Source organism: Tistlia sp. (assembly GCF_040905785.1).
Lineage (GTDB): Bacteria > Pseudomonadota > Alphaproteobacteria > Kiloniellales > DSM-21159 > Tistlia.
The window spans coordinates 28,630-52,574 of record NZ_JBBDQW010000009.1 but is presented as its reverse complement, the minus strand read 5'-3'; the positions used below and the strand labels follow the sequence as shown (position 1 = coordinate 52,574).

At 70.3% G+C, this 23,945-nt stretch carries 24 protein-coding genes; 16 read left to right on the top strand and 8 right to left on the bottom strand.

The window, feature by feature from the left end:
• Positions 1-8: 8 nt before the first annotated feature.
• Complete coding sequence (locus WD341_RS02900) at positions 9-947, bottom strand: ferritin family protein (RefSeq protein ID WP_368423914.1); 939 nt, start codon at positions 945-947, stop codon at positions 9-11.
• A gap of 164 nt (positions 948-1,111) precedes the next feature.
• Here WD341_RS02900 and WD341_RS02895 point away from each other — a divergent pair, with 164 nt between their 5' ends.
• Genes WD341_RS02895 through WD341_RS02865 form a run of 7 tightly spaced genes read left to right on the top strand, consistent with a single transcriptional unit; the run spans position 1,112 to position 9,966 of the window.
• Positions 1,112-3,442: a 4Fe-4S binding protein gene (locus WD341_RS02895; RefSeq protein WP_368423913.1), complete on the top strand. Its 2,331-nt coding sequence runs from the start codon at positions 1,112-1,114 to the stop codon at positions 3,440-3,442.
• A gap of 18 nt (positions 3,443-3,460) precedes the next feature.
• Positions 3,461-5,371: a TAT-dependent nitrous-oxide reductase gene (nosZ, locus tag WD341_RS02890; protein WP_368423912.1), complete on the top strand. Its 1,911-nt coding sequence runs from the start codon at positions 3,461-3,463 to the stop codon at positions 5,369-5,371.
• Between the two features lie 4 nt (positions 5,372-5,375).
• Positions 5,376-6,656, top strand: a complete 1,281-nt coding sequence (locus tag WD341_RS02885; RefSeq protein WP_368423911.1) for a nitrous oxide reductase family maturation protein NosD — start codon at positions 5,376-5,378, stop codon at positions 6,654-6,656.
• Positions 6,653-7,570, top strand: coding sequence for an ABC transporter ATP-binding protein (locus tag WD341_RS02880; RefSeq protein WP_368423910.1), 918 nt, complete (start codon positions 6,653-6,655; stop codon positions 7,568-7,570). The genes WD341_RS02885 and WD341_RS02880 overlap by 4 nt, the downstream gene beginning before the upstream one ends.
• On the top strand, positions 7,567-8,394 hold the full coding sequence (locus WD341_RS02875; RefSeq protein ID WP_368423909.1) for an ABC transporter permease: 828 nt from the start codon (positions 7,567-7,569) through the stop codon (positions 8,392-8,394). Before WD341_RS02880 ends, WD341_RS02875 begins: the two co-directional genes overlap by 4 nt.
• On the top strand, positions 8,391-8,987 hold the full coding sequence (locus tag WD341_RS02870; RefSeq protein WP_368423908.1) for a nitrous oxide reductase accessory protein NosL: 597 nt from the start codon (positions 8,391-8,393) through the stop codon (positions 8,985-8,987). The genes WD341_RS02875 and WD341_RS02870 overlap by 4 nt, the downstream gene beginning before the upstream one ends.
• On the top strand, positions 8,968-9,966 hold the full coding sequence (locus tag WD341_RS02865) for an FAD:protein FMN transferase (RefSeq protein ID WP_368423907.1): 999 nt from the start codon (positions 8,968-8,970) through the stop codon (positions 9,964-9,966). Before WD341_RS02870 ends, WD341_RS02865 begins: the two co-directional genes overlap by 20 nt.
• On the opposite strand, the gene WD341_RS02860 is transcribed toward WD341_RS02865, so the two are convergent.
• The 4 genes from WD341_RS02860 to WD341_RS02845 all read right to left on the bottom strand — a co-directional run bounded on the left by WD341_RS02860 (position 9,927) and on the right by WD341_RS02845 (position 13,198).
• The gene (locus WD341_RS02860; protein WP_368423906.1) at positions 9,927-10,346 is read right to left on the bottom strand and encodes a response regulator; all 420 of its coding nucleotides are present in this window, start codon (positions 10,344-10,346) and stop codon (positions 9,927-9,929) included. The genes WD341_RS02865 and WD341_RS02860 overlap by 40 nt on opposite strands.
• Entirely contained in the window at positions 10,336-11,400 is a 1,065-nt protein-coding gene (locus WD341_RS02855) for an HWE histidine kinase domain-containing protein (protein ID WP_368423905.1), read from the bottom strand. Before WD341_RS02855 ends, WD341_RS02860 begins: the two co-directional genes overlap by 11 nt.
• Complete coding sequence (locus WD341_RS02850) at positions 11,387-11,632, bottom strand: type II toxin-antitoxin system ParD family antitoxin (RefSeq protein WP_368423904.1); 246 nt, start codon at positions 11,630-11,632, stop codon at positions 11,387-11,389. Before WD341_RS02850 ends, WD341_RS02855 begins: the two co-directional genes overlap by 14 nt.
• A gap of 219 nt (positions 11,633-11,851) precedes the next feature.
• Positions 11,852-13,198: an ATP-binding protein gene (locus WD341_RS02845; RefSeq protein ID WP_368423903.1), complete on the bottom strand. Its 1,347-nt coding sequence runs from the start codon at positions 13,196-13,198 to the stop codon at positions 11,852-11,854.
• Between the two features lie 244 nt (positions 13,199-13,442).
• Here WD341_RS02845 and WD341_RS02840 point away from each other — a divergent pair, with 244 nt between their 5' ends.
• Positions 13,443-14,048 carry a 2-hydroxychromene-2-carboxylate isomerase gene (locus WD341_RS02840; RefSeq protein ID WP_368423902.1) on the top strand — a complete coding sequence of 202 codons (606 nt, stop codon included), beginning with the start codon at positions 13,443-13,445 and terminating at the stop codon, positions 14,046-14,048.
• 37 nt (positions 14,049-14,085) lie between these two features.
• Here WD341_RS02840 and WD341_RS02835 read toward each other — a convergent pair whose 3' ends face one another.
• Positions 14,086-14,691: a DedA family protein gene (locus WD341_RS02835; protein WP_368423901.1), complete on the bottom strand. Its 606-nt coding sequence runs from the start codon at positions 14,689-14,691 to the stop codon at positions 14,086-14,088.
• 64 nt (positions 14,692-14,755) lie between these two features.
• The gene (locus WD341_RS02830; RefSeq protein WP_368423900.1) at positions 14,756-15,727 is read right to left on the bottom strand and encodes a threonine dehydratase; all 972 of its coding nucleotides are present in this window, start codon (positions 15,725-15,727) and stop codon (positions 14,756-14,758) included.
• A 157-nt stretch (positions 15,728-15,884) separates the two neighbouring features.
• Between WD341_RS02830 and WD341_RS02825 the strand changes: the two genes are divergently transcribed.
• Complete coding sequence (locus WD341_RS02825) at positions 15,885-17,123, top strand: adenylate/guanylate cyclase domain-containing protein (RefSeq protein WP_368423899.1); 1,239 nt, start codon at positions 15,885-15,887, stop codon at positions 17,121-17,123.
• Positions 17,124-17,309: 186 nt separating this feature from the next.
• Entirely contained in the window at positions 17,310-17,534 is a 225-nt protein-coding gene (locus WD341_RS02820) for a hypothetical protein (RefSeq protein ID WP_368423898.1), read from the top strand.
• On the opposite strand, the gene fosX is transcribed toward WD341_RS02820, so the two are convergent.
• Positions 17,531-17,944, bottom strand: a complete 414-nt coding sequence (fosX, locus tag WD341_RS02815; protein ID WP_368423897.1) for a FosX/FosE/FosI family fosfomycin resistance hydrolase — start codon at positions 17,942-17,944, stop codon at positions 17,531-17,533. The two genes, WD341_RS02820 and fosX, sit on opposite strands and share 4 nt — an antisense overlap.
• 252 nt (positions 17,945-18,196) lie before the next feature.
• Here fosX and WD341_RS02810 point away from each other — a divergent pair, with 252 nt between their 5' ends.
• The 6 genes from WD341_RS02810 to WD341_RS02785 all read left to right on the top strand — a co-directional run bounded on the left by WD341_RS02810 (position 18,197) and on the right by WD341_RS02785 (position 23,914).
• Positions 18,197-19,114 (top strand): branched-chain amino acid ABC transporter permease LivH, encoded by a 918-nt coding sequence (locus tag WD341_RS02810; RefSeq protein WP_368423896.1) that lies wholly within the window; start codon positions 18,197-18,199, stop codon positions 19,112-19,114.
• Positions 19,115-19,118: 4 nt separating this feature from the next.
• Positions 19,119-20,627, top strand: coding sequence for a high-affinity branched-chain amino acid ABC transporter permease LivM (livM, locus tag WD341_RS02805; RefSeq protein WP_368423895.1), 1,509 nt, complete (start codon positions 19,119-19,121; stop codon positions 20,625-20,627).
• Positions 20,628-20,680: 53 nt separating this feature from the next.
• Entirely contained in the window at positions 20,681-21,526 is an 846-nt protein-coding gene (locus WD341_RS02800) for an ATP-binding cassette domain-containing protein (protein WP_368423922.1), read from the top strand.
• Positions 21,526-22,236 carry an ABC transporter ATP-binding protein gene (locus tag WD341_RS02795; RefSeq protein WP_368423894.1) on the top strand — a complete coding sequence of 237 codons (711 nt, stop codon included), beginning with the start codon at positions 21,526-21,528 and terminating at the stop codon, positions 22,234-22,236. Before WD341_RS02800 ends, WD341_RS02795 begins: the two co-directional genes overlap by 1 nt.
• 65 nt (positions 22,237-22,301) lie before the next feature.
• Positions 22,302-22,649 (top strand): DUF6867 family protein, encoded by a 348-nt coding sequence (locus WD341_RS02790; protein ID WP_368423893.1) that lies wholly within the window; start codon positions 22,302-22,304, stop codon positions 22,647-22,649.
• Between the two features lie 152 nt (positions 22,650-22,801).
• The gene (locus WD341_RS02785) at positions 22,802-23,914 is read left to right on the top strand and encodes a branched-chain amino acid ABC transporter substrate-binding protein (protein WP_368423892.1); all 1,113 of its coding nucleotides are present in this window, start codon (positions 22,802-22,804) and stop codon (positions 23,912-23,914) included.
• The last annotated feature ends 31 nt before the right edge of the window (positions 23,915-23,945 follow it).

The window sequence follows — 23,945 nt, the reverse complement described above, 5'->3', positions numbered from 1 at the left end:
GTTTTGGCCTAGCGGGCGTCCAGCTGCTCGATGCGGCGGCCGAGGCGGGCGGTGCGGGCGACGGCGTCGCCGAGGAAGGCCTGCGCCATCGTCTGCAGAGCTTCGCTCGGGGCGTTGAGGTGGAGCTCCTCCAGGTGCTCGCAAAGCTGCTCCAGCGGGCGCTGGGCGGCAAGCAGCAGGGCGAGCGGCCGGTCGCTCTCGCAGTCGGGGGCGGTACAGGCCACGGGCTGGGACGTCTCCGCCCGCCCGGCGGCCTCCGAGGCCAGCTCGTCGAGCAGCGTCGCGCTGACCGGATCGCCGGCCTCGCGCAGGCGGCCGGCGAGACGGCCGTGGCAGCCGGCGATCTCGGCCTCCTGGGTCGCCAGCAGCCCGGCCAGCGCCTCGACCGTCTCCGGCCGCCAGGGGCCGGCCGACCCTGTCCCGCCGTCCGGGTTCTCGCGCCGCCAGGCGGCACGCCGCCAGACCCGCAGCCGGGCGGCGTGGTGCAGCTCCTCGGCGGCGAGGTGCTCGGCCTCCCGGGCGACCTTCGGGTCGGGGCTGGCGGCGGCCAGGAAGCTGTAGAAGGCGAAGGCCCGCTCCTCGTTGTCGACGGCGATCGCGAGCGCCCGGTAGGGCGTCAGCAGGGCGCTGCCGAGCACTTCCTCCCAGCTCTCGGCGAGGTCGGCGGGCAGGCGCCAGCGAAATTCCTCCGCGGGCGGCACGGCTTCGCCCAGGGCACCGGCCCAGCCGGCCACGGCATCGACGTGGCGCAGCTCCTCCTCGGCCAGCGTCTCGAAGGCCTCGGCCGTTGCGGTCTCGTCGCGCCGGCGCATCTCCTCGGCAAGCCGGCGGTAGCGGCCGATCGCCTCGACCTCGATCGCCTGGGCGATGCCGACCAGCTCGGCAAGGCTGGCGACCCGGGCGGCGGGGTCGTGACTCAGGCTCGCGGCCCGCCTAGACACATCCATCGCGCGTCCTTCTTGCGATTACACGTCCAACTATTGCACGCTCACATCTTCCCACGCCGATCTTCTCCGGGAATTGATCTCGCGCAAATGCGCCCCCGCGCCCAAAGCGCATGGTCTGCGGGTCTCCTTCAGCGAGGCGCCCCGCCTCGGAGGAAATAATCCTTATGCCAGCAGCCAGCCAGCCGCTCCAAAACCTGCGCTACCGCTTCGCGATGGGCGCCGCTTCGGCAGCGCTCTGCCTGGCGCTGATTCTCGGCGCGGCGGTGCAGCCGGGCGCCGCGCAGACGCCGCGGGCCGGCGAGGCGGACCTGGCGAGCTTCCTGGCGGAGGTCGAGCCGGGCGCGCTGGTGCCGGGCGCCGAGCGCTTCGGCACGCCGGAGGGCGATCCGCCGGTCGTGCCGGCGCTCGCCGGCGACCGGGTCGTCGGTCACGTCTACCTGACCTCGGACGTGGTCGGCACCGCCGGCTATTCGGGCAAGCCGATCCACACCCTGGTCGGGCTCGATCCCGAGGGCACCATCGTCGGGGCGAAGATCGTCGAGCACCACGAGCCGATCGTGCTGATCGGCATCCCGGAATCGCGCATCGAGGCCTACCTGGACGGCCTGCTCGGCTTCAACCCGCTGCAGGCCGCGTCGCGCGGGGAGTCGGCGCCCGAAGTCGACATTGTCTCGGGAGCGACCGTGACCGTGCTGGTCATCGGCGACGGCATCATCCGCTCGGCCGGCCGGATCGCCAATCACCTAGCCGGCGGTCCCGCGGAAGGCGCCGCTCTCGGCCCCCGGCGCGTCGTCGATCCCGAGGGCGGCGAGCCGACCGACTGGCTGACCCTGCTCGGCAACGGCGCGGTTCGGCGCCTGGAGGTGAGCGTCGCCGAGGTCAACCGGGCCTTCGAGCGCTCCGGTAATGCCGAGGCGGCGCGGCGGCCGGAGAAGGGGGCGCCCGGCGATCCCTTCGTCGACGTCTTCGTGGCGCTGGTCTCGCAGCCGGCAATCGGCACCAGCCTGCTCGGCGAGGCCGCCTACGAGCGCCTGAGCCAGCGCCTCGCCCCGGGGCAGACGGCGCTCCTGGTGATGGGCGGCGGGCGCTACTCCTTCAAGGGCTCCGGCTACGTGCGCGGCGGCATCTTCGATCGCCTGGAGGTCACCCAGGGCAGCGAGACGATCCGCTTCCGCGACCGGCAGCACGAACGGATCGGCGACCTGGCCGATGCGGCCGACGCCCCCTCGTTCAAGGAGATCGCGCTCTTCGTCGTTCCGGAGGATTCGCGGTTCGAGCCGGCCGAGACCTGGACGCTGCGCCTGCTGGTGCAGCGTCCTATCAGCGCCCTCGACAAGGCCTTCACCAGCTTCTCCCTCGACTACCGGCTGCCCAGGCTCTACGCGAAGACGGTCGAGCCCACGCCAGCGGCCGTGCCGGCCGCCGCCCCGGCCGCCCCCGCCGCCGGTACCGGCGCGGAAGGGCTTCCCTCGATCGCCGGCGAGGAGGACCAGCCGCTCTGGGAGCGGATCTGGCGCAGCAAGGTGCTCTCGATCGGGCTGCTCGGCGTGATGCTGCTGGTGCTGACCGCGATCTTCTTCTTCCAGGACCAGCTGGTTAAGCGCGAGAAGCTGTTCGACCGGATCCGGCTCGGCTACCTGGTCGTCACGCTGTTCTGGCTCGGCTGGGTCGCCCAGGCGCAGCTCTCGGTGGTCAACATCCTGGCCTTCGCGAACTCGCTGAGGACCGACTTCCAGTGGTCCTACTTCCTGGTCGACCCCCTGATCTTCATCCTCTGGTTCGCGGTCGCCGCCTCCCTGCTGTTCTGGGGGCGCGGGCCCTTCTGCGGCTGGCTGTGCCCCTTCGGCGCGCTGCAGGAGCTCAGCAACCGCGCGGCGCGCCTGCTCAAGGTGCCGCAGATCACGGTGCCCTGGGGCCTGCACGAGCGCCTCTGGCCGCTCAAGTACATGATTTTCCTCGGCCTGTTCGGGGTGTCCCTGACCTCGCTGGCGCTCGCCGAGCAACTGGCCGAAATCGAGCCCTTCAAGACCGCGATCATCCTGCGCTTCCTGCGCGAGTGGTGGTTCGTCGCCTTCGCGCTGGTGCTGATCGGGGCCGGCCTGTTCATCGAGCGCTTCTTCTGCCGCTACCTCTGCCCGCTCGGCGCCGCGCTGGCGATCCCGGGGCGGCTGCGGATGTTCGACTGGCTGAAGCGCTACCGCGAGTGCGGCAGCCCCTGCATGCGCTGCTACAACGAATGCCCGGTCGGGGCGATCCATCCGGAAGGCCACATCAACCCGAACGAGTGCATTTCCTGCCTGCACTGCCAGGTGCTCTACCACCACGATCGCAAGTGCCCGGTGGTCATCCAGAAGCGCCTGAAGCGCGAGCGCCGCGCGGGCTCGGGCACGCCGGCGGGCGGCTTACCGCCGCGGCCGCGCGTAGGCGGGCGACCGGATCGGACGCCGGAGGAGCCGGCGACGGAAACGATGGAGCCCCAGACCGGGGCTTCGTAGCAAGGGAGAAAAAGTCAGATGACGGACCATACCGAGGAAACCGGCGTCAGCCGCCGCGGACTGCTGGGCGGCACGGCGAAGGCCGCGATGCTGGCCGGGCTCGCCGGCAGCGGCGGGTTCGCCGCCGGCGCGATGGTGGCGCCGCGGGTCGGGCACGCCGCCGAGCAGGCCGGGGTCGGCCCCGGCGAGCTCGACGAGTACTACGTGTTCTTCTCCGGAGGCCAGAGCGGGGAGATGCGCATCGTCGGCCTGCCGTCGATGCGCGAGTTGATGCGCGTGCCGGTCTTCAACCGCTGCAGCGCGACCGGCTGGGGCCAGAGCAACGAGAGCCTGAAGGTCCTGACCGAGGGCCTGCTGCCCGAGACCAAGGAGTACCTGGCGACGCGCGGCGGCACCTACATGAACGGCGACCTCCACCACCCGCACATGTCGTTCACCGACGGCACCTACGACGGCCGCTACGTCTTCATGAACGACAAGGCGAATTCGCGCGTGGCGCGTGTGCGTTGCGACATCATGAAGTGCGACAAGATCATCGAGATCCCGAACATGCAGGCGGTGCATGGCCTCAGGGTCCAGAAGTACCCGCGCACCGGCTACGTCTTCGCGAACGGCGAGGACGCGATCCCGATCCCGAACGACGGCCAGATCCTGGAGGACCACGAGCAGTACCACGCCATCTTCACGGCGATCGACGGCGATACCATGGAGATCGCCTGGCAGGTCATGGTCGACGGCAATCTCGATAACGTCGACGCCGACTACCAGGGCAAGTACTGCTTCGCGACCTGCTACAACTCCGAGGAGGGCGTCACGCTCGCCGAGATGACCTCCGCCGAGCAGGACTGGATCGTCATCTTCAACATCGAGCGCATCGAGGAGGCGGTCCGCAACGGCGACTATACCGAGCACAAGGGCGTGCCGGTGATCGACGGCCGCCACGGCTCGGCCTACACCCGCTACGTTCCGGTCCCGAACTCGCCGCACGGCATCAACACCGCGCCGGACGGCATCCACGTCGTCGCCAACGGCAAGCTGTCGCCGACGGTCACGGTGTTCGACGTGCGCCGCTTCGACGACTTGTTCGACGACAAGATCCAGCCTCGCGACACGGTGGTCGCGGAGCCGGAGCTCGGCCTCGGCCCGCTGCACACGGCCTACGACGGCCGCGGCAACGCCTACACGACGCTGTTCATCGACAGCCAGGTCTGCAAGTGGTCGATCGCCGACGCGATCCGCAAGTTTGACGGCGAGGACGTCGACCCGATCATCCAGAAGCTCGACGTCCACTACCAGCCGGGCCACAACCACACCTCCATGGGACAGACCAAGGAGGCGGACGGCAAGTGGCTGATTTCGCTCAATAAATTCTCGAAGGACCGCTTCCTGAACGTCGGCCCGCTCAAGCCCGAATGCGACCAGCTGATCGACATTTCGGGCGACGAGATGGTGCTGGTCCACGACGGCCCGAGCTTCGCCGAGCCGCACGATGCGACCATCGTCCATCGCTCGAAAGTGAACCCGGCCCAGATCTACGATCGTGCCGATCCGATGTTCGACGACGCCAAGCGGCAGGCCGAGGCCGACGGCGTCGAGCTGGAGTACGCCGCCGACGTGATCCGCGACGGCAACAAGGTCCGGGTCTACATGTTCTCGGTCGCCCCGGCCTTCAGCCTGGAGAGCTTCACGGTGAAGCAGGGCGACGAAGTGACGGTCTACGTCACCAACCTGGACGACATCGAGGACCTGACTCACGGCTTTACCGTGCTGAACCACGGCGTCGCCATAGAGGTGGGGCCGCAGGCCACGGCCTCGGTCACCTTCGTCGCCGACCGGCCCGGCGTCTACTGGTACTATTGCCAGTGGTTCTGCCACGCGCTTCACATGGAGATGAAGGGGCGCATGCTCGTCGAGCCGAGGGCCGTCTGAGGCCATGAAGCCGACCCCTACCAGCGCGATCCTGCTTCTGGTCGCCGTCCTGGCCGGCTCGCTGCCCGCCGTCGTGGCTTCGGCCACGGCGGCGGCAGCCGAGCGGGTCCTGACGCCCGGCGAAGACCTGCAGGCGGCGATCGAGGCGGCGGCGCCGGGCGACGTCCTGACCCTTGCGGCAGGGCATCACCGCGGCCCGGTCGTCCTCGACCGCGCGCTCAGCCTGCTCGGTGCCGAGGGCGCGGTCCTGGCGGGCGCGGGCGAGGGGAGCGTCATCACCGTCACCGCCCCGGGCGTGACCATATCGGGGCTGACCGTGACCGGCTCGGGCCTCCAGGTTCCCGACATGGATTCGGCAATCCTGGTCACCCGCGACGCGCCGCGCGCCGTAATCCGCGGCAACCGCCTCAAGGACAACCTGTTCGGCGTCTACCTGCACGGCGCCTCCGACTCCCGGGTCGAGGGCAACGTGATCCACGGGCGCCGGGACCTGCGCCTGGCCGAGGCCGGCAACGGCGTGTCGATCTGGAACGCTCCAGGCGCCGAGGTCATCGGCAACGAGGTCCGCTACGGGCGCGACGGCATCTTCGTCAACACCAGCAAGCGCAATGTCTTCCGCGACAACAGCTTCGCCGACCTGCGTTTCGCGATTCACTACATGTACACCCACGACAGCCAGGTCGTCGGGAACCGCTCGACCGGCAACCACGTCGCCTGGGCGCTGATGTATTCCGACCGCCTGGAGGTGCGCGACAACGTCAGCGAGGGCGACCGCGACCATGGCCTGCTGATGAACTACGTCAACAGCTCCACCATCGCCGGCAACGTCGTGACCGCCAGCGCCGGCAAGTGCCTGTTCATTTACAACGCCCACAAGAACCGCATCGCCGGCAACCGCTTCGAGGGCTGCCCCATCGGCATCCACTTCACCGCCGGCTCGGAGCGCAACGCCGTCTCCGGCAACGCCTTCGTCGGCAACCGCACCCAGGTCAAGTACGTCGGCACGCGCACCGTCGAGTGGAGCGAGGCGGGGCGCGGCAACTACTGGAGCGACAACGCCGCCTTCGACCTCGACGGCGACGGCATCGCCGACCGCTCCTACCGGCCCAACGACATCGCCGACGAGCTGCTGTGGCGCTATCCGCAGGCCAAGCTGCTGCTCAACAGCCCGGCGGTCGCGGCCCTGCGCTTCGCCCAGTCGCGGCTGCCGGCGCTCTTCCCGGGCGGCGTCGTCGACAGCGCGCCGCTGATGGCGCCCTTGGCCAGCGGAGAATCCGGCTCGTGAACGCGATCGTCACCCTGGAACGGGTCACCAAGCGCTACGGGCGCCTGACCGCGCTCGAGGACGCAAGCCTGGCCCTGGAGGCCGGCGAAGTCGTCGCCCTGGTCGGGCACAACGGCGCCGGCAAGACGACGCTGATGAAGCTGATCCTCGGCGTGATCCGGCCGAGCGCCGGGCGGCTGCGCATCTTCGGCGAGGATCCCGCGGGTCGGCACGGCGCCCGCGTCCGCCGGCGCCTCGGCTTCCTGCCGGAGAGCGTGGCCTTCAACGGCGCGATGACCGGCGCCGAGCTGCTCGACTTCTACGCCCGCCTGAAGCGGGCGCCGCTGGACGCCAATCCCGAGCTGCTGCGGCGGGTCGGCATCGCCGAGGCGGCGCACCGGCGGGTCGGCACCTACTCGAAGGGCATGCGCCAGCGCCTCGCCCTGGCCCAGGCGCTGATCGGCAGTCCGGGGCTGCTGCTGCTCGACGAGCCGACCTCGGGCCTCGACCCGGACTCGCGGCGCGAGGTCTTCGAGACCATCGACCGGTTGCGCGGCCAGGGCGTCACGATCCTGATCTCGACCCACGCCCTGACCGAGGTCGAGCCCCACGCCGACCGCATCGCGCTGGTCGACCGCGGCCGCCTGCTGGCCGTCGGCGACATGGCGAGCCTGCGCCGCAAGGTGCCGCTGCCGCTGACCGTGCGGCTCCGGGTCCGCTCCTGCACGACCGGCCAGGTCATGACCAAGCTCTCGGCCTACGCGGAGGTCCTGGCACGCACGGAGGACCGGCTCGAGCTGGCCGTCGAGCCGGACGACCGCGCCGCGCTGATCCACGATCTCGACCGCCTGCGCGACCTCGTCGAAGAGGTCGAGATCGAGAACCCGGGCCTGGACGCCCTCTATCGCCGGCTGACCGCCGCGGAGGCACGATGAACGCCCTGCTGACCGTGGCCGGCCAGGAGATCCGTGCCGGCATCCGCAACCGCTGGGTCGTGGCGACCACGCTGATCCTGGCCGCCCTGGCGCTCAGCCTGGTGCTGCTCGGCAGCGCGCCGGCCGGCACCACCGGCGCTTCGCCGACCGCCGTCGTCGTGGTCAGCCTGGCGACCCTCTCGATCTTCCTGGTGCCCCTGATCGCGCTGCTGCTGTCGTTCGACGCGGTGGTCGGCGAGGCGGAGCGGGGCACGCTGCTGCTGCTGCTCGCCTACCCGGTGGCGCGCTGGCAGGTCGTGCTCGGCAAGTTCGTGGGGCATACCGCGATCCTGGCGCTGGCGACGGTGGTCGGCTACGGCGCGGCCGCGCTCCTCCTGTTCCTGCGCGACGCGGCGGAACCCGGCGACTGGGCCGGCTTCGCCGGGCTGATCGGCACCTCGATCCTGCTCGGCGCCGCCTTCGTCGCCCTCGGCAGCCTGGCCAGCATCGCAGTGCGCGAGCGGGCGACCGCCGCCGGCCTGGCCGTCGCCCTGTGGCTGGTCTTCGTCCTGATCTACGATTCGGCCCTGCTCGGGCTGCTCGTCGTCGACCAGGGACAGGTCGTTTCGGGCGGCCTCTTCGACGCCCTGCTGCTACTCAATCCCACCGACGTCTACCGGCTGATCAACCTCACCGGCTCGGGCGCCGCCTCGCTGCTGTCGGGGATGAGCGCGCCGGGCGAGGCGGACCAGCTGTCGACGAAGCTGCTCTACGGCGCGCTCTGCGCCTGGATCCTGGTGCCCCTGGGGCTCGGCGTGCTGGTCTTCAGCAAGAGGCAGCCATGACACCGTGGCGCAGCCTGCTGCTGGCACTGGGGCTCGCGGGCGGCCTCGCGGCCTGCGACGACGACCGCCAGGCCGCCGTCGCGCCGCCGCCGCAGGAGCCGGGGCCCGAGGCGATCGGCCACTACTGCGGCATGACGGTCGCCGACCATCCGGGGCCGAAGGGCCAGGTCTTCCTGGAGGGCGCCAGCGAGCCCCTCTGGTTCAGCTCGGTGCGCGACGTGCTCGCCTTCACCCTCCTGCCGGAGGAGTCCAAGGCGGTCGCCGCGATCTACGTCAACGACATGGGGCTGGTCGAGGACTGGGAGCGGCCGGAGCCCGAGACCTGGGTGGCGGCGCAGGACGCGGTCTACGTCGTCGGCAGCGACCTGCGCGGCGGCATGGGCGCGCAGGAGACCGTGCCCTTCTCCGACCGCGCGGCGGCCGAGCGCTTCCGCGACCGGCACGGCGGCGAGATCTTCGCCTTCGGCGCGGTGCCGGAGGACTACGTGCTCGGGCCGGGCGAGGGGCCGCCGCTTCAGGCGCCCCGGGATCCGGCCGAGCAGTTGAGCGACGAACGGACCCAGGGAGGGCAGGATGGCCACGGCGCGCACTGAGCCCAATGCGGCGGTCGGCCGCCGCCGCTTCCTCGCCATCGCCGGCGCCGCCGCGGGCCTCGCCCTGGTGTCCGGCCCGGCCCGCGCCGAGGCGGTGGTCCACCGCTGGAGCGGCGTCGCGCTGGGCGCCCAGGCCTCGATCCGCCTGCTGCACCCCGACGCGGCGGAAGCGCGCCGGGTGATCGCGCTGGCGGTGCTGGAGATCGAGCGGCTGGAGCGGATCTTCAGCCTCTACCGCCCCGATTCCGCCGTCGTTCGCCTGAACCGCGACGGGCGGCTGGCGGCGCCGCCGCTTGAGCTGGTCGAACTGCTCGGGCGAGCCGCCGGCGTCAGCCGGGCGAGCGGCGGCGCCTTCGACGTCACCATGCAGCCGCTCTGGCAGCGCTACCGCGCGCACTTCGCCGGGGCGGCGGTCGACGCCGGGCAGCCCGACGTCTCGGACCTCCTGCCGCTCGTCGACTGGCGAGCGCTGCAGGTGGACCCGCAGCGGGTCGTCTTCGAGCGGGCGGGCATGGCGCTGTCGCTGAACGGCATCGCCCAGGGCTTCGTCACCGACCGGGTGGCGGCGCTGCTGCGGCGCAACGGCGTCGAGAGCCTTCTGCTCGACCTCGGCGAGATCCGCGGCGTCGGCAGGCGGCCCGACGGCCGGGGCTGGCAGGTCGGCATCGCCGACCCGGCGGATCCGGCGCGCAGCCTCGGACGACTCGACGGCTCCGACCGGGCGGTCGCCACCTCGGGCGGCTACGGCACCCTGTTCGACCGGGCAGGGCGCTTCAGCCACCTGATCGACCCGCGCAGCGGCCGGACGGCGGCGGCGGCCCGCGGCGTCACCGTGGCAGCGCCGGAGGCGACCCTGGCGGACGCCTGGTCGACGGCCTTCAGCCTGATGGAAAAGGCGGAGATCGAAAGCCTGGCGCGGCAGCTCGAGGAGGTCGCGGTCTACCTCTCGGGGCCGGGCACCCTGGAACGGATCGCGTAGGTGTGCGGTCCCGGCATCACGAGCTTGGCGAGCGCGTCGCCCAGCGCCCGCCGGCCGACCGGCTTCTGCAATATCGGAAAGCTGCGGTACTCTGGAAACAGAGACTCTCTTCTATAGCCGGTCATAAAGAGAAACGGCACGTCGCGCGCGGCTAGGTCGTCGGCCACGGAGTAGCTCTTTTCCCCGATAAGATTGACATCGAGAACGGCTGCGTGGAGCGGTCCGGTCGTCTCAATCATCTTCAGCGCCTGTTCGACCCTGGCAGCCGGACCGATGATCTCGCAGCCAAAGTCGGCGAGTGTGTCTTCGATAAGCATCGCAACAAGCATTTCGTCCTCGACCACGAGGACGCGCAGTCCGGAGAGGGGGTTACTGGTCACGATGCCCACCGTTCGCGGAGGGCATCGGCATAACGATCTCGCAAACCACGCCATCGGGTTCGTAGGAAAATCGGACTTCGCCGTCCAGTTCCGGCGCCAGCATTCGCTCGATCAGGCGAGACCCAAATCCCTTGCGGCCTGGCGGGCCGACTGGTGGGCCGTCGCGCTCCCGCCAGCGCAGCCGGACCAGCTCCCGCTGCGAATCAAACTCGGGTCGCCAAACGATTTCAATGTAACCGTCCTCGTTGGAGAGCGCGCCATATTTTGCGGCATTAGTCCCCAGTTCATGAAGCACCATGGCCAGAGCCAGCGTCTCCCTAGGGTTCAGGAAAAGATCGTCGCCCTCGATTGAAAAGCGGGCGGCCCGTCCGTCGTCGAAGCCGAATGGCTGCAGTATCTGCTTGATCACCTCGCGCAGGCCTGCCCCCTCCCAACTCTCGCGCGACAGCAGCTCGTGGCCTTTCGAGAAGGCGAGAAGGCGTCCCTCGAAAGCGTTCCGTACCTCCTCGCCGACTGCCGAGCCGCTCAGGCTCTGGGTGGCTATCGCCTGCACACTCGCAAGTGTGTTTTTGACGCGGTGATCCAGTTCGTCCAGCATTAGCCGCAGACGTTCCTCGTCCCGCTTCCGGCGGGTAACGTCCACAAAAGAGGCGAAATGCTGGACGACGGTGTTCTTCTCACCGAAAACCGGCCCGATGAAGATAATGGCCCAGAATGTACTGCCGTCCTTGCGGTAGTATAGAACCTCGGAAGAGGTGGCGCTAAATCTATCATCGAAAGCGGCGTCGATTTGCGCCCGCGCGTCGGGATCGGTTTCGGCCCCCATCATGAAGTGATAAGACTGGCCAAGCACTTCCTCTCGCTCGTAGCCGGTCAGCGTGAGGAAGCTGTCATTCGCGAAAACGATCGGGTTGTCGGGAAGCGTCGGGTCGGAAACCACCATCGGCATCCGCGTGCTCCGAACGGCGGCAACGAAGGGGCCGCCCTTGTCGATATCTGCCGCTATGACCTTTTCGGCATCCTTTCGATTGGCTCTGTTCTCACTTCTCGTCACGTACCAATTCTCTTTGGTGGTGGCACCGAAGCGGTGGTGTACTTATCGCTCTCCAGGATTCTTGCCATGTCCCGCCATTTTTGGAGGGGTCATGATTGATCCTGCCTCGCCTTTCCGCCTGCTCCAGCAGGCGCAGGGAGGCTCGAACAACCTCGCTTGCGCTGCGATAGAGCCCCGAGGTGACCTGTTCTGCAACGAACCGCTCCAGCTCGGGCGTAAGGGAGACTTTCATGGTCTTCGGATTGCCATGAAAGTGACACTTCTTAAGAGACCCGCCTATGCAAAAGCTTGGCACAGGCATTTGGTTCCATAGAGAGGTCCTGCGTTGTCCGAGACGGTCACCGCCGGTCGGCGCGCTTGGCCATCACGGCCTCGACTTCGCTCACGACCATGACGAGGGCGTCGATCTGCGCGGCCCAGGACAGGGAAAGCGACTTTACGGGTGCAGGATCTAGGCGGCGCCGGGGCCGGAAGTCGGCCCGGAACTGGGCCCGGAACCGGGGCGGGTGGAAGCGCGGCGCAGGCGCAGGGTCATGCGCGTGCCCGCGCCGGGCTCGCTGCTCGCTTCGAGACGGCCGCCCATGGCCTGCGCCAGCTCGACCGAGATCGCCAGGCCGAGGCCGCGGCCGCCCGGGCCGTCGGCCTCGGGCTCGACCTCGACCGGCCCCTTGCCGCGGAAGCCGCGCTCGAAGATGTGCGGCAGGTCGTCCGCCGCGATGCCCTTGCCGGTGTCCCAGATCGCCACGGCGACCCGGTCGGTGCCCTCCAGGTGCACCGACGCCCCGACGGCGCCGCCGCGGCGGTTGTACTTGATGGCGTTGATCGAGAGATTGACCAGGATCTGCATCAGGGCGCCGCGGTCGGCCTGCACCGGGAAGCTGCCGGTGATCGCCAGGGCCGAGAGGTCGACGGCCTTGGCCCGGGCCTGCGGCTCGACCATGGCCGCCACGTCGCGCAACACGCTGTCGAGGGCGACGGCCGACAGCTCGAGCCTGGGCGTTTCGGCCGCGGCGAAGCTGTTGTCGATGAAGGCGTCCATGTGGCGCGCCGCCGTCAGGATCCGCTCCAGGCACTCGCGCGTCTTGTCCTCGCCGAGGGTGCGGCCCGCGGCGAACTCGGCGTAGCCCATGATCGCCGTGAGCGGCGTGCGCAGCTCGTGGGCGAGGTGGGCGTTGCGGCGTTCGGCGCGCTCGCTGGCCAGGTCGACCGGCTTGCTGCCCGGCTCGTGCGCCGGATCGCCGGCCGCCTCGCCGCCCTTCGCGCCCGCGCCCAGCGCGATGCGCAGGCGCAGGTTCTCCATGACCAGCTTCTCGAGCTCGGCGGCCAGGATCGCGGCGCTCGACTCGCCGCTGTCGACCGGCGGCGGCGCCAGGGCGACCTCGGTGCCGGTGCCGACGTAGCCGGCGAAGCGGCCCAGGTCGTCGTATTGCGGGACGCCGCTGAGCTTGATCGCGACCTTGGCGCCGTCGCGCGCCAGCAGGGTCAGGGGGAGGTCGCGGAACGGCTGCTGCTCGCGGGTCAGACGCTCGAACTGCCGGCACAGCTCGCCGGAGGCATCGGCGATCACCGACCGGAACGGACGGCCCGACAGCACCAGGGCCGGCCAGCCGAGGCTGCGCGCGACGCTCGGCCCGAGTTCCTCGAACAGGCCGGCGCGGTCGCTGCGCCAGAACCAGTCGGCGACGCTGCGCAGGGCCTCCTCGCAGGTCGCGGCCGGAGGCCGCGCGCGCCACGCGGGACGCGGCTGGCCGCGCCCTGCGGACGACTCGGTAGCCAGCTCGCTGTTCGTGCCCCGCATGCCGAGATCGATGCCCCCGTTCGGATCAGTTCCAGGTCGGCTCGCGGGCCGACGGTCGGAGGCCGGCCAGAGCGGCCTCGGCCCGGACGGCAGCGTCGCCGGGATCTTATCCACAGGATTTTATGTACTTGGGTCTACCCGATTCGGTGAAAGGAATAAGGCTGCGACCATCGCGTCGCGCAAGTCCCTTGACGCCGGGGCGGGTTGCGGCAGCCTGCTCGCCTGACAGGAGAGGGAGAGGCCCATGACGGCGCAGCCGATCGCATTCTACTTCGATTTCTCGAGCCCCTACGGCTACCTGGCGGCGGAGCGCATCGACGCCCTGGCCGAGCGCCACGGCCGCGCGGTGGCCTGGCGGCCGTTCCTGCTCGGCGCGGTGTTCAAGACGACGCGCACGGAGCCTTTGCTCGGCATCCCCCTGAAGGGCGACTATGCCCGGCGCGACATCGAGCGCTCGGCGCGCGGGCTCGGCCTCCCGTTCCGGCTCCCGGAGACCTTCCCCTTCCTCTCGGTCGCCGCCTGCCGGGCCTTCTACTGGCTGCTCGACGAGGAACCTGAGCGGGCGCACGCGCTGGCCCTGGCGCTCTACCGGCGCGCCTTCGCCGAGGGCGGGGACATCTCGCGCGCCCAGACGGTGATCGAGGTGGCCGAGGCGCTGGGTGTTTCGCGGGCGGCCCTGGAGGCCGCCCTGCAGGACCCGGCGGTCAAGGAGCGGCTGCGCAGCGAGGTCCAAGCGGCGATCGCCGCCGGCGTGTTCGGCTCGCCCTTCATGGTGGTCGACGGCGAGCCCTTCTGGGGTCACGACCGTCTGGCGGACGTGGAGCGCTGGCTGGAGAGCGGCGGGTGGTGACGGCCGCGCGCGCTTTGCCGCGAGCCCGGCGTCGAACCTAGGAAGCCGAGCGGCGGCCGAAGGTCGCGACGCGGTAGAGGTAGCCGAGCAGGAGCAGCACGACGACCGCGGTCGAGACCGGGTCCAGGTAGTCGGCGACGACGTGATAGCCGCTTTCCAGCCAATAGCCGGCGAGCGTCAGGAAGGCGGTCCAAAGCACCGTCCCGGCCGTCGAGTAGAGCAGGAAGGGCAGGAGCGGCATCCTTGCCATCCCGGCGGGCACGGAGATCAGGGTGCGCAGGCCCGGCAGCAGCCGGCAGAGGAAGACGGCGAGGCCGCCGTGGCGCCGGAACCACTCGTAGGAGCGCTCGACCTCCTCCGGCTCCAGGGTCAGCAGGCGACCGTGGCGCGCCGACCATCGCTTGAGGCGCGGGCAGCCGATCCAGCGGCCGATGCCGTACCAGAACAAGGCGCCGGCCAGGGAGCCGAGACTGCCCGCCAGGATCACCCAGACGAGCTCGGACTGGCCACGCGCCGCGTTGAAGCCGGCCAGCGGCATGATCAGCTCGGAGGGGATCGGCGGGAAGAGGTTCTCGGCGAACATCAGCAGGGCGATGCCGAGATAGCCCCCACCCTGGACGATTCCGGTCAGCCAGTCGAACACCTGGGGCAGCTCCGCGAGGATTGAAGATGCCGGACCAACGGCCGCGCCGCGAGAGTTTCCGCCGTCACAGCTCGCGCCCGAGCACCCGGCCGAACAGCTCGGCGTCGACGTTGCCGCCGGTCAGCATGACCGCGACGCGCCGGCCTTTCTGCCGGGCCCGCTCCTGGCCGAGCGCGGCGAGGGCCGCGGCGCCGGACCCCTCGGCGAGGTTGTGGGTGCAGCTGTAGAGCTGGCGCATCGCCTCGGCCAGCTCGGCGTCCTCGACGGCGAGGATCCGCGCGGCGCCGGCGTTGATCAGGGATACGGCGTCGGGTTCCGGAATCCGGCAGGCCATGCCGTCGCCGAGCAGGGTCGCCGCCGAGTTGGTCGAGACCGGCCGTCCGGCCTCGAAGGACAGCCTGTAGGCCTGGGCCTCGGTCGAGACGACGCCGACGACCTCGGTACCCGGGCTCAGGGCGTCGCGCGCCGCCAGGGTCGCGCAGAGGCCCGAGCCGAGCCCGACCGGCACGTAGACGGTATCGAGATCGGGGACGGCGCGGAACAGCTCGGCCGGGTAGGTTGCGACGCCCTCCACGAGGTCCGGGTGAAAGGAGGGCAGCATGTGCAGGCCGTCGCGCTCGGCCTCGGCCATGGCGGTCTCGCGCGCCTCCTGGAAGTCCGCGCCGGTCTCGACGAGGCGGGCGCCGAAGGCGCGCATCGCGGCGTTCTTCTCGACGGCGTTGCCGTGGGGCACGTAGACCCGCGCCTCGAGGCCCTGGGCCGCGGCGGCGAAGGCGACCGACTGGCCGTGGTTGCCGCGCGTCGCGGTGGCGACGCCGCGCACCTCGGGCAGGCGGTGGCGCAGGCGCTCGAGATAGACGACGCCGCCGCGGACCTTGAAGGCGCCGGTCGGCGTGTGGTTCTCGTGCTTGACCCAGACCCGGCAGCCGTAGGCCTCGGCGAGCAGCGGCCAGGCGTACTGCGGCGTCGGCGGCAGGTGGCGGTAGACAACCTCGGCCGCGGTCTCGATCTCCTCGAGGGTCGGAAGCCTGTCCACCTCTTCTCCTTTCGCTGTCGTCGGCGCCGAACCGCCTGCTCGGCGGGACTCCCTTGTCACGGCGACTCCCAGGGGTCAAGGCCGCGCGCCGGATTGACCGCCGGGTGCCCGCAGGCGACCTTCCGGGCAAGTGCGCGGATCATGGAGAGGCAGTCGGATGCAAGGGAGGCGGTTCGCCGGCGAGACCTCGGCCCTGCGCGGCGTCTATGCGGCGCTGCGTGCGGCGACGCTGGAGGACGCGACGACGGAGCGCCTGTTCCGGGTCTGCTGCGAGGCGCTGCGCGCCGAGGGCCTGCCGATCGAGCGGGCCTACCTCGCCTTCCGCGTGCTGCACCCCCTGTTCCAGGCCAAGAGCTTCGTCTGGGAGGGCTCCGGCCGCCTCGTCGAGGACCGCCACGTCACCTCGGCCGCCGACCCGGCGAGCCCCTTCCGCAGCAGCCCGCAATACCACCTGCTGTCGCAGCGCGAGCCGTCGCTGCGCCGCCGCCTGCGCGGCCCGGAGGCCAGCCTGGACTTCCCAGTGCTCGGCGAGCTCGCGGCGGAGGGCATGAGCGACTACCGCGCCTTCGTCGCCCGCTTCGGCCGCGGCGCCGACGAGGGCCTGGTCGGCTCCTGGACCCTGGCCGCGCCCGAGAGCTTCAGCGAGGCCGACCTGGCCCTGCTAGAGGAGGCCGAGAACCAGCTCGCCGTGCTGATGAAGGCGGCGATCAAGGAGGAGATCGCGCGCGCCCTGGTCGATACCTACCTGGGCGGGGACGCCGGGCGGCGGGTGCTCGCCGGCGGCATCCGGCGCGGCGACGCCGACGAGATCGAGGCGGTGATCTGGTACGCCGACCTGCGCGACTCGAGCCGCCATGCCGAGCGCCTGGGGCCGGCCGGCTACCTGGCGCTGCTCGACCGCTACTTCGAGGCGGTCGCCGCCGCGATCGCCGAGGCCGGCGGCCAGATACTGCTGCTGATCGGCGACGCCGTGCTGGCGATCTTCCCGATCGAGCCGGCCGACGCGCCCGCGCTGCGCAGCGCCCGGGAGGCGGCGGCCTGCCGCGCCGCGCTTGCCGCCGCCGCCGAGGCGAGGGACCGCCTGGCGGCCGGCAACGCCGAGCGCCCGGGCGAGCCGCCGCTGGCCTGCGGCCTGAGCCTGCACGTCGGGCGCTTCCTGTTCGGCAACATCGGCGTGCCCGAGCGCCTGCAGTTCACCGCCGTCGGTCCCGCGGTCAACCTGGCGGCGCGCCTGGAGGACCTGTGCAAGAGGCTCGAGGAGCCGCTGCTTGCCAGCGCCGCCTTCGCCGGCGCGCTGCCGGAGGTCTCCTGGCGCGGGCTCGGCGGGCACGCGCTGCGCGGGCTCGAGGGGCTGCAGCAGGTCTACGCGCCGCCGATTCGCGCACCGAGGTTTTAGGGCGGGCTTGTCGAGGGCGGTGAGAGCTCGGGCAAACCTCGGCGGACTCGGCTGCCACGTCCCTCGACAAGCTCGGGACGAAGCAGGGGAAAGCGCGAAATTCCGCTTCGTCCCGAGCTTGTCGAGGGGCGTGGGTGCGCCGGGCTTAACCAAGCCTTAGGCAAGGACCGGCGATCCTGGCGGACCATGGCCGAGCATTCCGTCATCATCGAGTTCCACAACGTCGGCGCCTTCGTGAAGGTGTCGGCGATCGACAGCGAGTCGCTGGTCGAGGTGTCGATCGTCGGCGATCCCGCCGCCGGCGAGGCCGCGCTCGAGCGCGCGGTCATGCGCAAGCTCGAGTACGTGCTGGCCAAGCGCAAGCCGGCGCCGGCGCCGGGCGCCAGGGCGCGGCCGGGGCTTCTGGCCTAGCGACCGCGGGCGTAGCGCTTGAGCCGGCTTTCGAGCGTGCCGCTGTGCAGCTCGAAGAGATGGTTGTCGTGATCGTGGAAGTAGATCGAGCGGCCTTCGCCCTCGACCCGCGAGCGGCCCTCGCGGACCTCCAGCCCCAACTCCCGGATCCGACGCAGGCGCTCGTCGTACTCGGCGTCGTCGATCCGGAAGGCGACGTGATTGTAGCTGCGCGTCGGCAGGGCGCCGCCCTCCATGATCGCGATCCAGAGCTCCTCCCGTCCGACCAGGAAGAAGCGCTCCCGCGACAGCGAGAAGGTGACCTCGCCGCTGTCGTAGACCTTGCGCGCGTCGAGCGCGGCGGTCAGCAGCGCTTCCATGCGATCGAGGTCCCGGACCACGAAGGTGATGTGACTGAGACCCTGGACCATCGTCGGCTTTCTCCTGCGGCGTCCTGCTGGCGGCAGGGCAACGCGGCGGGGTGGCGACAGCGCGGTCGGCCTCGGGCTTTTCTGCGGCGGGGGCCGGACCGGGGGCAGGGGGGGCGCAGGGCCGCTTGACGCCTACAACGGGCGAGAGTAGGTGTCGGGCGAGGCACGCGCGGGAACAAGGCGCGGCCGCGGAAACGAGCAGGGGAAGCCGCGCCGGTACTCGAAGGCGCGGCCGGGGGACGGCACAGCCGGATGGACTATTTCCTTCAGCAGTTGATCAACGGGCTGACGCTCGGCGCCATCTACGGCCTGATCGCGATCGGCTACACGATGGTCTACGGCATCATCGGGATGATCAATTTCGCCCACGGCGACATCTACATGATCGGCGCCTTCATGGCGATCATCTGGTTCCTGGTCTTCACCTTCCTGGGCATCACCTGGGTGCCGCTGGCGATCCTGCTGGTCCTCGTGCTGTCGATGATCTTCACCGCCACCTACGGCTGGGCGGTGGAACGCTTCGCCTACAAGCCGCTGCGCGGCTCGCAGCGCCTGGCCGCGCTGATCAGCGCGATCGGCATGTCGATCTTCCTGCAGAACTACGTGCAGCTGCTGCAGGGCGCCCGGGTCAAGCCGATGCAGCCGATCATCAGCGGCGGCGTCGCGATCAGCGAGCGCGCCGACGGCTTCATCGTCAACCTCAGCTACCTGCAGATCATCATCATCGTGGTCACGGTCGCGCTGATGATCGGCTTCTCGCAGCTGATCAACCGCACCGAGCTGGGCCGCCGGCAGCGCGCCTGCGAGCAGGACAAGACGATGGCGGCGCTGCTCGGCGTCGACGTCGACCGCACGATCTCCCTGACCTTCGTGATCGGCGCCGCCCTGGCCGCCGTGGCCGGCGTGATGGTGACGCTCTACTATGGCGTGATCGACTTCTACATCGGCTTCCTGGCAGGACTGAAGGCCTTCACCGCCGCCGTGCTCGGCGGCATCGGCTCGATCGCCGGCGCGATGGTCGGCGGCCTGCTGATCGGCCTGATCGAGGCCTACTGGTCGGCCTACTTCTCCGTCGAGTACAAGGACGTCGCGGCTTTCTCGATCCTGGTCCTGGTGCTGATCTTCCGGCCCTACGGCATCCTCGGCAGGCCCGAGATCGAGAAGGTCTGAGGCCATGCTCAGCGAATCCCGGGGCTCCTACTCCGATCTCGACTGGCGCGGCGTGGCCAAGGAGGTCGGTCTCGCCGGCCTGGTCGCCTTCGGCCTGAGCATCGCCCTGGTCGGCCTGCGCACGGTCGACGCCGAGACGGGCAGCGGCGCCAGCCTGGCGCTGGTCACCCGCTTCGCCGACGTCGCCTGGGTCATCGTCCTGGTGATGCTCGGCCGCCTCGGCCTGATCCTGGACCGCGAGGGCCTGCCGCTGCCGGCCCTGGTCGGCGCCGTCGCGGTCGCGGCCGTGACCCAGATCGTGCCGATGCCGGGCGAGGCGCTGCCGGTGCTCGGGCTGGTCGGCGGCGGCGTGGTCGCGCTCAAGGCGGGGCTGACCATGGTGCGCCACCGCTCCCGGCTGAGCCGCCAGGAGCGCGACGATGCGATGGACAAGGTCGCCCAGCGCTTCCAGAAGTGGTCGCGCTACCTGGGGCCGGCGGCCGGCGCCTTCGCGATCCTGCTGCCCTTCATGCCCTTCGCCGATCGCCAGGTCGTCGATATCGGCGTCCTGATCCTGATGTACATCATGCTGGGGTGGGGGCTGAACATCGTGGTCGGCCTGGCCGGCCTGCTCGACCTCGGCTACGTCGCCTTCTACGCGATCGGCGCCTACTCCTACGCCCTGCTGGCGCAGACCTTCGGGTTCTCCTTCTGGCTGTGCCTGCCGCTGGCCGGCATCCTGGCGGCCTTCGGCGGCCTGCTGCTCGGCTTCCCGGTGCTGCGCCTGCGCGGCGACTACCTGGCGATCGTGACGCTCGGCTTCGGCGAGATGATCCGCATCATCCTGCTCAACTGGTACCAGGTGACGGGCGGGCCGGACGGCATCTCGGGCATCCCGCGCCCGAGCTTCTTCGGCATCGCCGATTTCGCGCGCCGGGCGCCGGAAGGCGAGCGGACCTTCCACGAGATGTTCGGGCTGGAGTACAGCACGCTGCACCGCGTCGTCTTCATGTACTACCTGATCCTGGCCCTGGCGCTGCTCGTCAACTTCGTGACGATCCGCGTGCGCCGGCTGCCGATCGGGCGCGCCTGGGAGGCGCTGCGCGAGGACGACATCGCCTGTCAGTCGCTGGGCATAAACCGCACCAACGTCAAGCTTGCCGCCTTCACCATGGGCGCCATGTTCGGCGGCTTCGCCGGCTCCTTCTTCGCGACCCGCCAGGGCTTCATCAGCCCGGAGAGCTTCACCTTCATCGAGTCGGCGATCATCCTGGCGATCGTCGTGCTCGGCGGCATGGGCAGCCAGATGGGCGTGGTCATCGCCTCGATCGTGCTGATCGGCATGCCCGAGTGGTTCCGCGAGCTGGAGCAGTACCGCATGCTGGCGTTCGGCGGCGGCATGGTGCTGATCATGATCTGGCGCCCGCGCGGCCTGCTCGCGCACCGCGACCCGACGGTGCTGCTGCACGGCCGCGGCGGGCCCCCGGAGAGCGAGATCCGCGCCGAGGAAAAGGCCGCGGGGGCGACGTCGTGAGCGAGCAGGTCCGGCCCGGGGGCGCGCCGCTGCTCGAGGTCGAGCACCTGACCATGCGCTTCGGCGGCCTCGTCGCCGTCGACGACGTCTCCTTCGCCGCCGCCGACCGGGAGATCACCGCGATCATCGGGCCGAACGGCGCCGGCAAGACCACGGTCTTCAACTGCCTGACCGGCTTCTACAAGCCGACCTCCGGCCGCCAGGCCCTGACGCGCGGCGAGGAGACCTTCCTGCTGGAGCGCATGGAGGGCCACGCCATCGCCCGGCGCGCCGGCGTCGCGCGCACCTTCCAGAACATCCGGCTGTTCTCCAACATGTCGGTGCTGGAGAACCTGCTGGTCGCCCAGCACAACAAGCTCCAGGCCGCCTCGGCCTACTCCCTGGCCGGCGTCTTCGGGCTGCCGGCCTACCGGCGCGCCGAGAAGGTCTCGCTCGACCTGGCGCGCTACTGGCTGGACCGCATCAACCTGCTGGCGCGCGCCGACTTCTCGGCCGGCAACCTGCCCTACGGCGACCAGCGCCGGCTGGAGATCGCGCGCGCCATGTGCACCGAGCCGGTGCTGCTCTGCCTGGACGAGCCGGCCGCCGGCCTCAACCCGCGCGAATCGGCCGAGCTCAACGACCTGCTCACCTTCATCCGCGACGAGCACCGCATCGGGGTGCTGCTGATCGAGCACGACATGAGCGTGGTCATGCGGATCTCGGACCATGTCATCGTGCTCGACTACGGCCGCAAGATCGCCGACGGCTCGCCCGAGGCCGTGCGCAACGATCCCGACGTGATCCGCGCCTACCTGGGCGAGGACGAGGACGAAGCCCTGCCGGAGGAGGTCAAGGCCGACCTGCGCAAGGCCGGGGACGAGTCGGCGACCGGCAGCGGCCGCGGGGAGGGCGCCTGATGCTCGAGGTCAGGGGCGTCCACGCCTACTACGGCGCGATCGAGGCCCTGAAGGGCGTCGACGTCGAGGTCGGTGAAGGCGAGATCGTGACCCTGATCGGCGCCAACGGCGCCGGCAAGTCGACCCTGCTGATGACGATCTGCGGCAGCCCGCGGGCGCGCCGCGGCAGCATCCTGCTGCGCGGCAAGGACATCACCCAGACGCCGATGCACGAGATCGTGCGCCAGGGCGTGGCACAGTCGCCGGAGGGTCGCCGGATCTTCCCGCGCATGACGGTGCTCGAGAACCTGCAGATGGGCGCGCTGACCGCCGATCCATCCCGCTACGAGCGCAACCTCTCGCGCGCCTTCGAGCTGTTCCCGCGGCTCAAGGAACGCCAGTCGCAGCGCGGCGGCACGCTGTCGGGCGGCGAGCAGCAGATGCTGGCGATCGCCCGCGCCCTGATGAGCGAGCCGCGCCTGCTGCTGCTCGACGAGCCTTCGCTCGGCCTCGCCCCGATGGTGGTCAAGCAGATCTTCCAGGTCATCGAGCAGATCAACAGCGAGGAGAAGGTGACGGTCTTCCTGGTCGAGCAGAACGCCTTTCACGCGCTGCGCCTGGCCAACCGCGGCTACGTCATGGTCACCGGCCGCATCGCCCTGCAGGGCACCGGCCGCGAGCTGCTGGCCAACGAGGAAGTCCGCGCCGCCTATCTCGAGGGCGGGCATTGAGCGGCATTCGAAACCCGAACGGGCCCCTGAACGGGCCCCCGGACGGGCCAAGCTAGGGAACCCCGATGGAATCGATCCTGGGCAGCGAACTGGCGGTCTTCATCGGCCTGACGGTGGTCCTCTTCGGCTTCACCGCCGTGCTGACCGGGCAGGCCCTGGCGCGCACCTGGCGGCCCTGGTGGCAGGCGATCCCCTACGGGCTGCTGCTGTCGCTCACCGCCCGCTTCCTGACCTACGCGCTGTTCGACGAGCCGCTGCTGCATCTCGCGGGCTGGCTGATCCAGTGGATCTACATCGTCGCCGTGGCGCTGCTCGCCTACCGCCTGACCCAGGCCCGCAAGATGGTTGTCCAGTACCCCTGGCTCTACGAGCCGGCGGGCCTGTTCGGCTGGCGCGACAAGAGGAACGGCTGAGCTGGCGCCCGCCTGTGAGGCGCCGACGCTTGGCCCCCCGGTCCGCGCAATGGTAGGTTGCGGGAGCACGACTTTTCCAGATCACGTGCCGACCAAGGGCCCGGCCGGCGCGGCAGTGCTTAGAGGGGCCTCAGCAGGGAGTGAAGACCATCATGAAGAAACTCGCGTATGCCGTCGCGGCCGCAGCGGTGCTCACCGCCGGCAGCTACGGCGCGGCGAAGGCCGAGATCAAGATCGCGACGGTCGGACCGATCACCGGCCAGTACGCCGCCTTCGGTGAGCAGATGCAGCGCGGCCTGGAGATGGCCGTAAAGGACTTCAACGCCGCCGGCGGCGTCAACGGCGAACAGCTGGTCGCGGTGGTCGAGGACGACGCCTGCGATCCGAAGCAGGCCGTCGCCGCGGCGAACAAGCTGGTCGGCGAGGGCGTCGCCCTGGTCGCCGGCCATTTCTGCTCGGGCTCCTCGATCCCGGCCTCGGCGGTCTATTTCGAGGAGGACATCCTGCAGATCTCTCCGGCCTCGACCGCGCCGTCCTTCACCGACGATGCGGCCGCCAACGGCTGGCACACGACGCACCGCGTCTGCGGCCGTGACGACGCCCAGGGCCTCGTCGCCGGCAACTACCTCGCCGACAACTACAAGGGCGAGGAGATCGCGATCCTTCACGACAAGACCGCCTACGGCAAGGGCCTAGCCGACGAGACCAAGAAGCAGCTCAACGAGCGCGGCGAGACCGAGGGCATGTACGAGGCCTATACGGCGGGCGAGAAGGACTACTCCTCCCTGGTCTCGAAGATGAAGTCGGCCGGCATCAAGGCGATCTACGTCGGCGGCTACCACACCGAGGCCGGCCTGATGATCCGCCAGGCGAAGTCGCAGGGCTACGACCCGCAGATGATCTCGGGCGACGCCCTGGTCACCGACGAGTACTGGAAGATCACCGGCGACGCCGGCGAGGGCACGATCATGACGTTCGCGCCCGATCCGCGGAAGTTCGAGGCGGCCGGCGAGATCGTCGAGAAGTTCCGCGCCGACGGCTACGAGCCCGAGGGCTACACCCTCTACACCTACGCGGCGGTCCAGGTCTGGGCCGAGGCGGTCAAGCGCACCGGCTCGCTGGACACGGAGACCCTCTCGGAAGAGATCCGCGGCGGCACCTTCGAGACGGTGATCGGGCCGATCACCTTCGACGAGAAGGGCGACCCGAAGGATCCCAACTACGTCTGGTACGTCTGGAAGGACGGCACCTACGGCGAGATGTAGGGGCAGGGCAGGGGGGGGGCCCCCCCCCCCC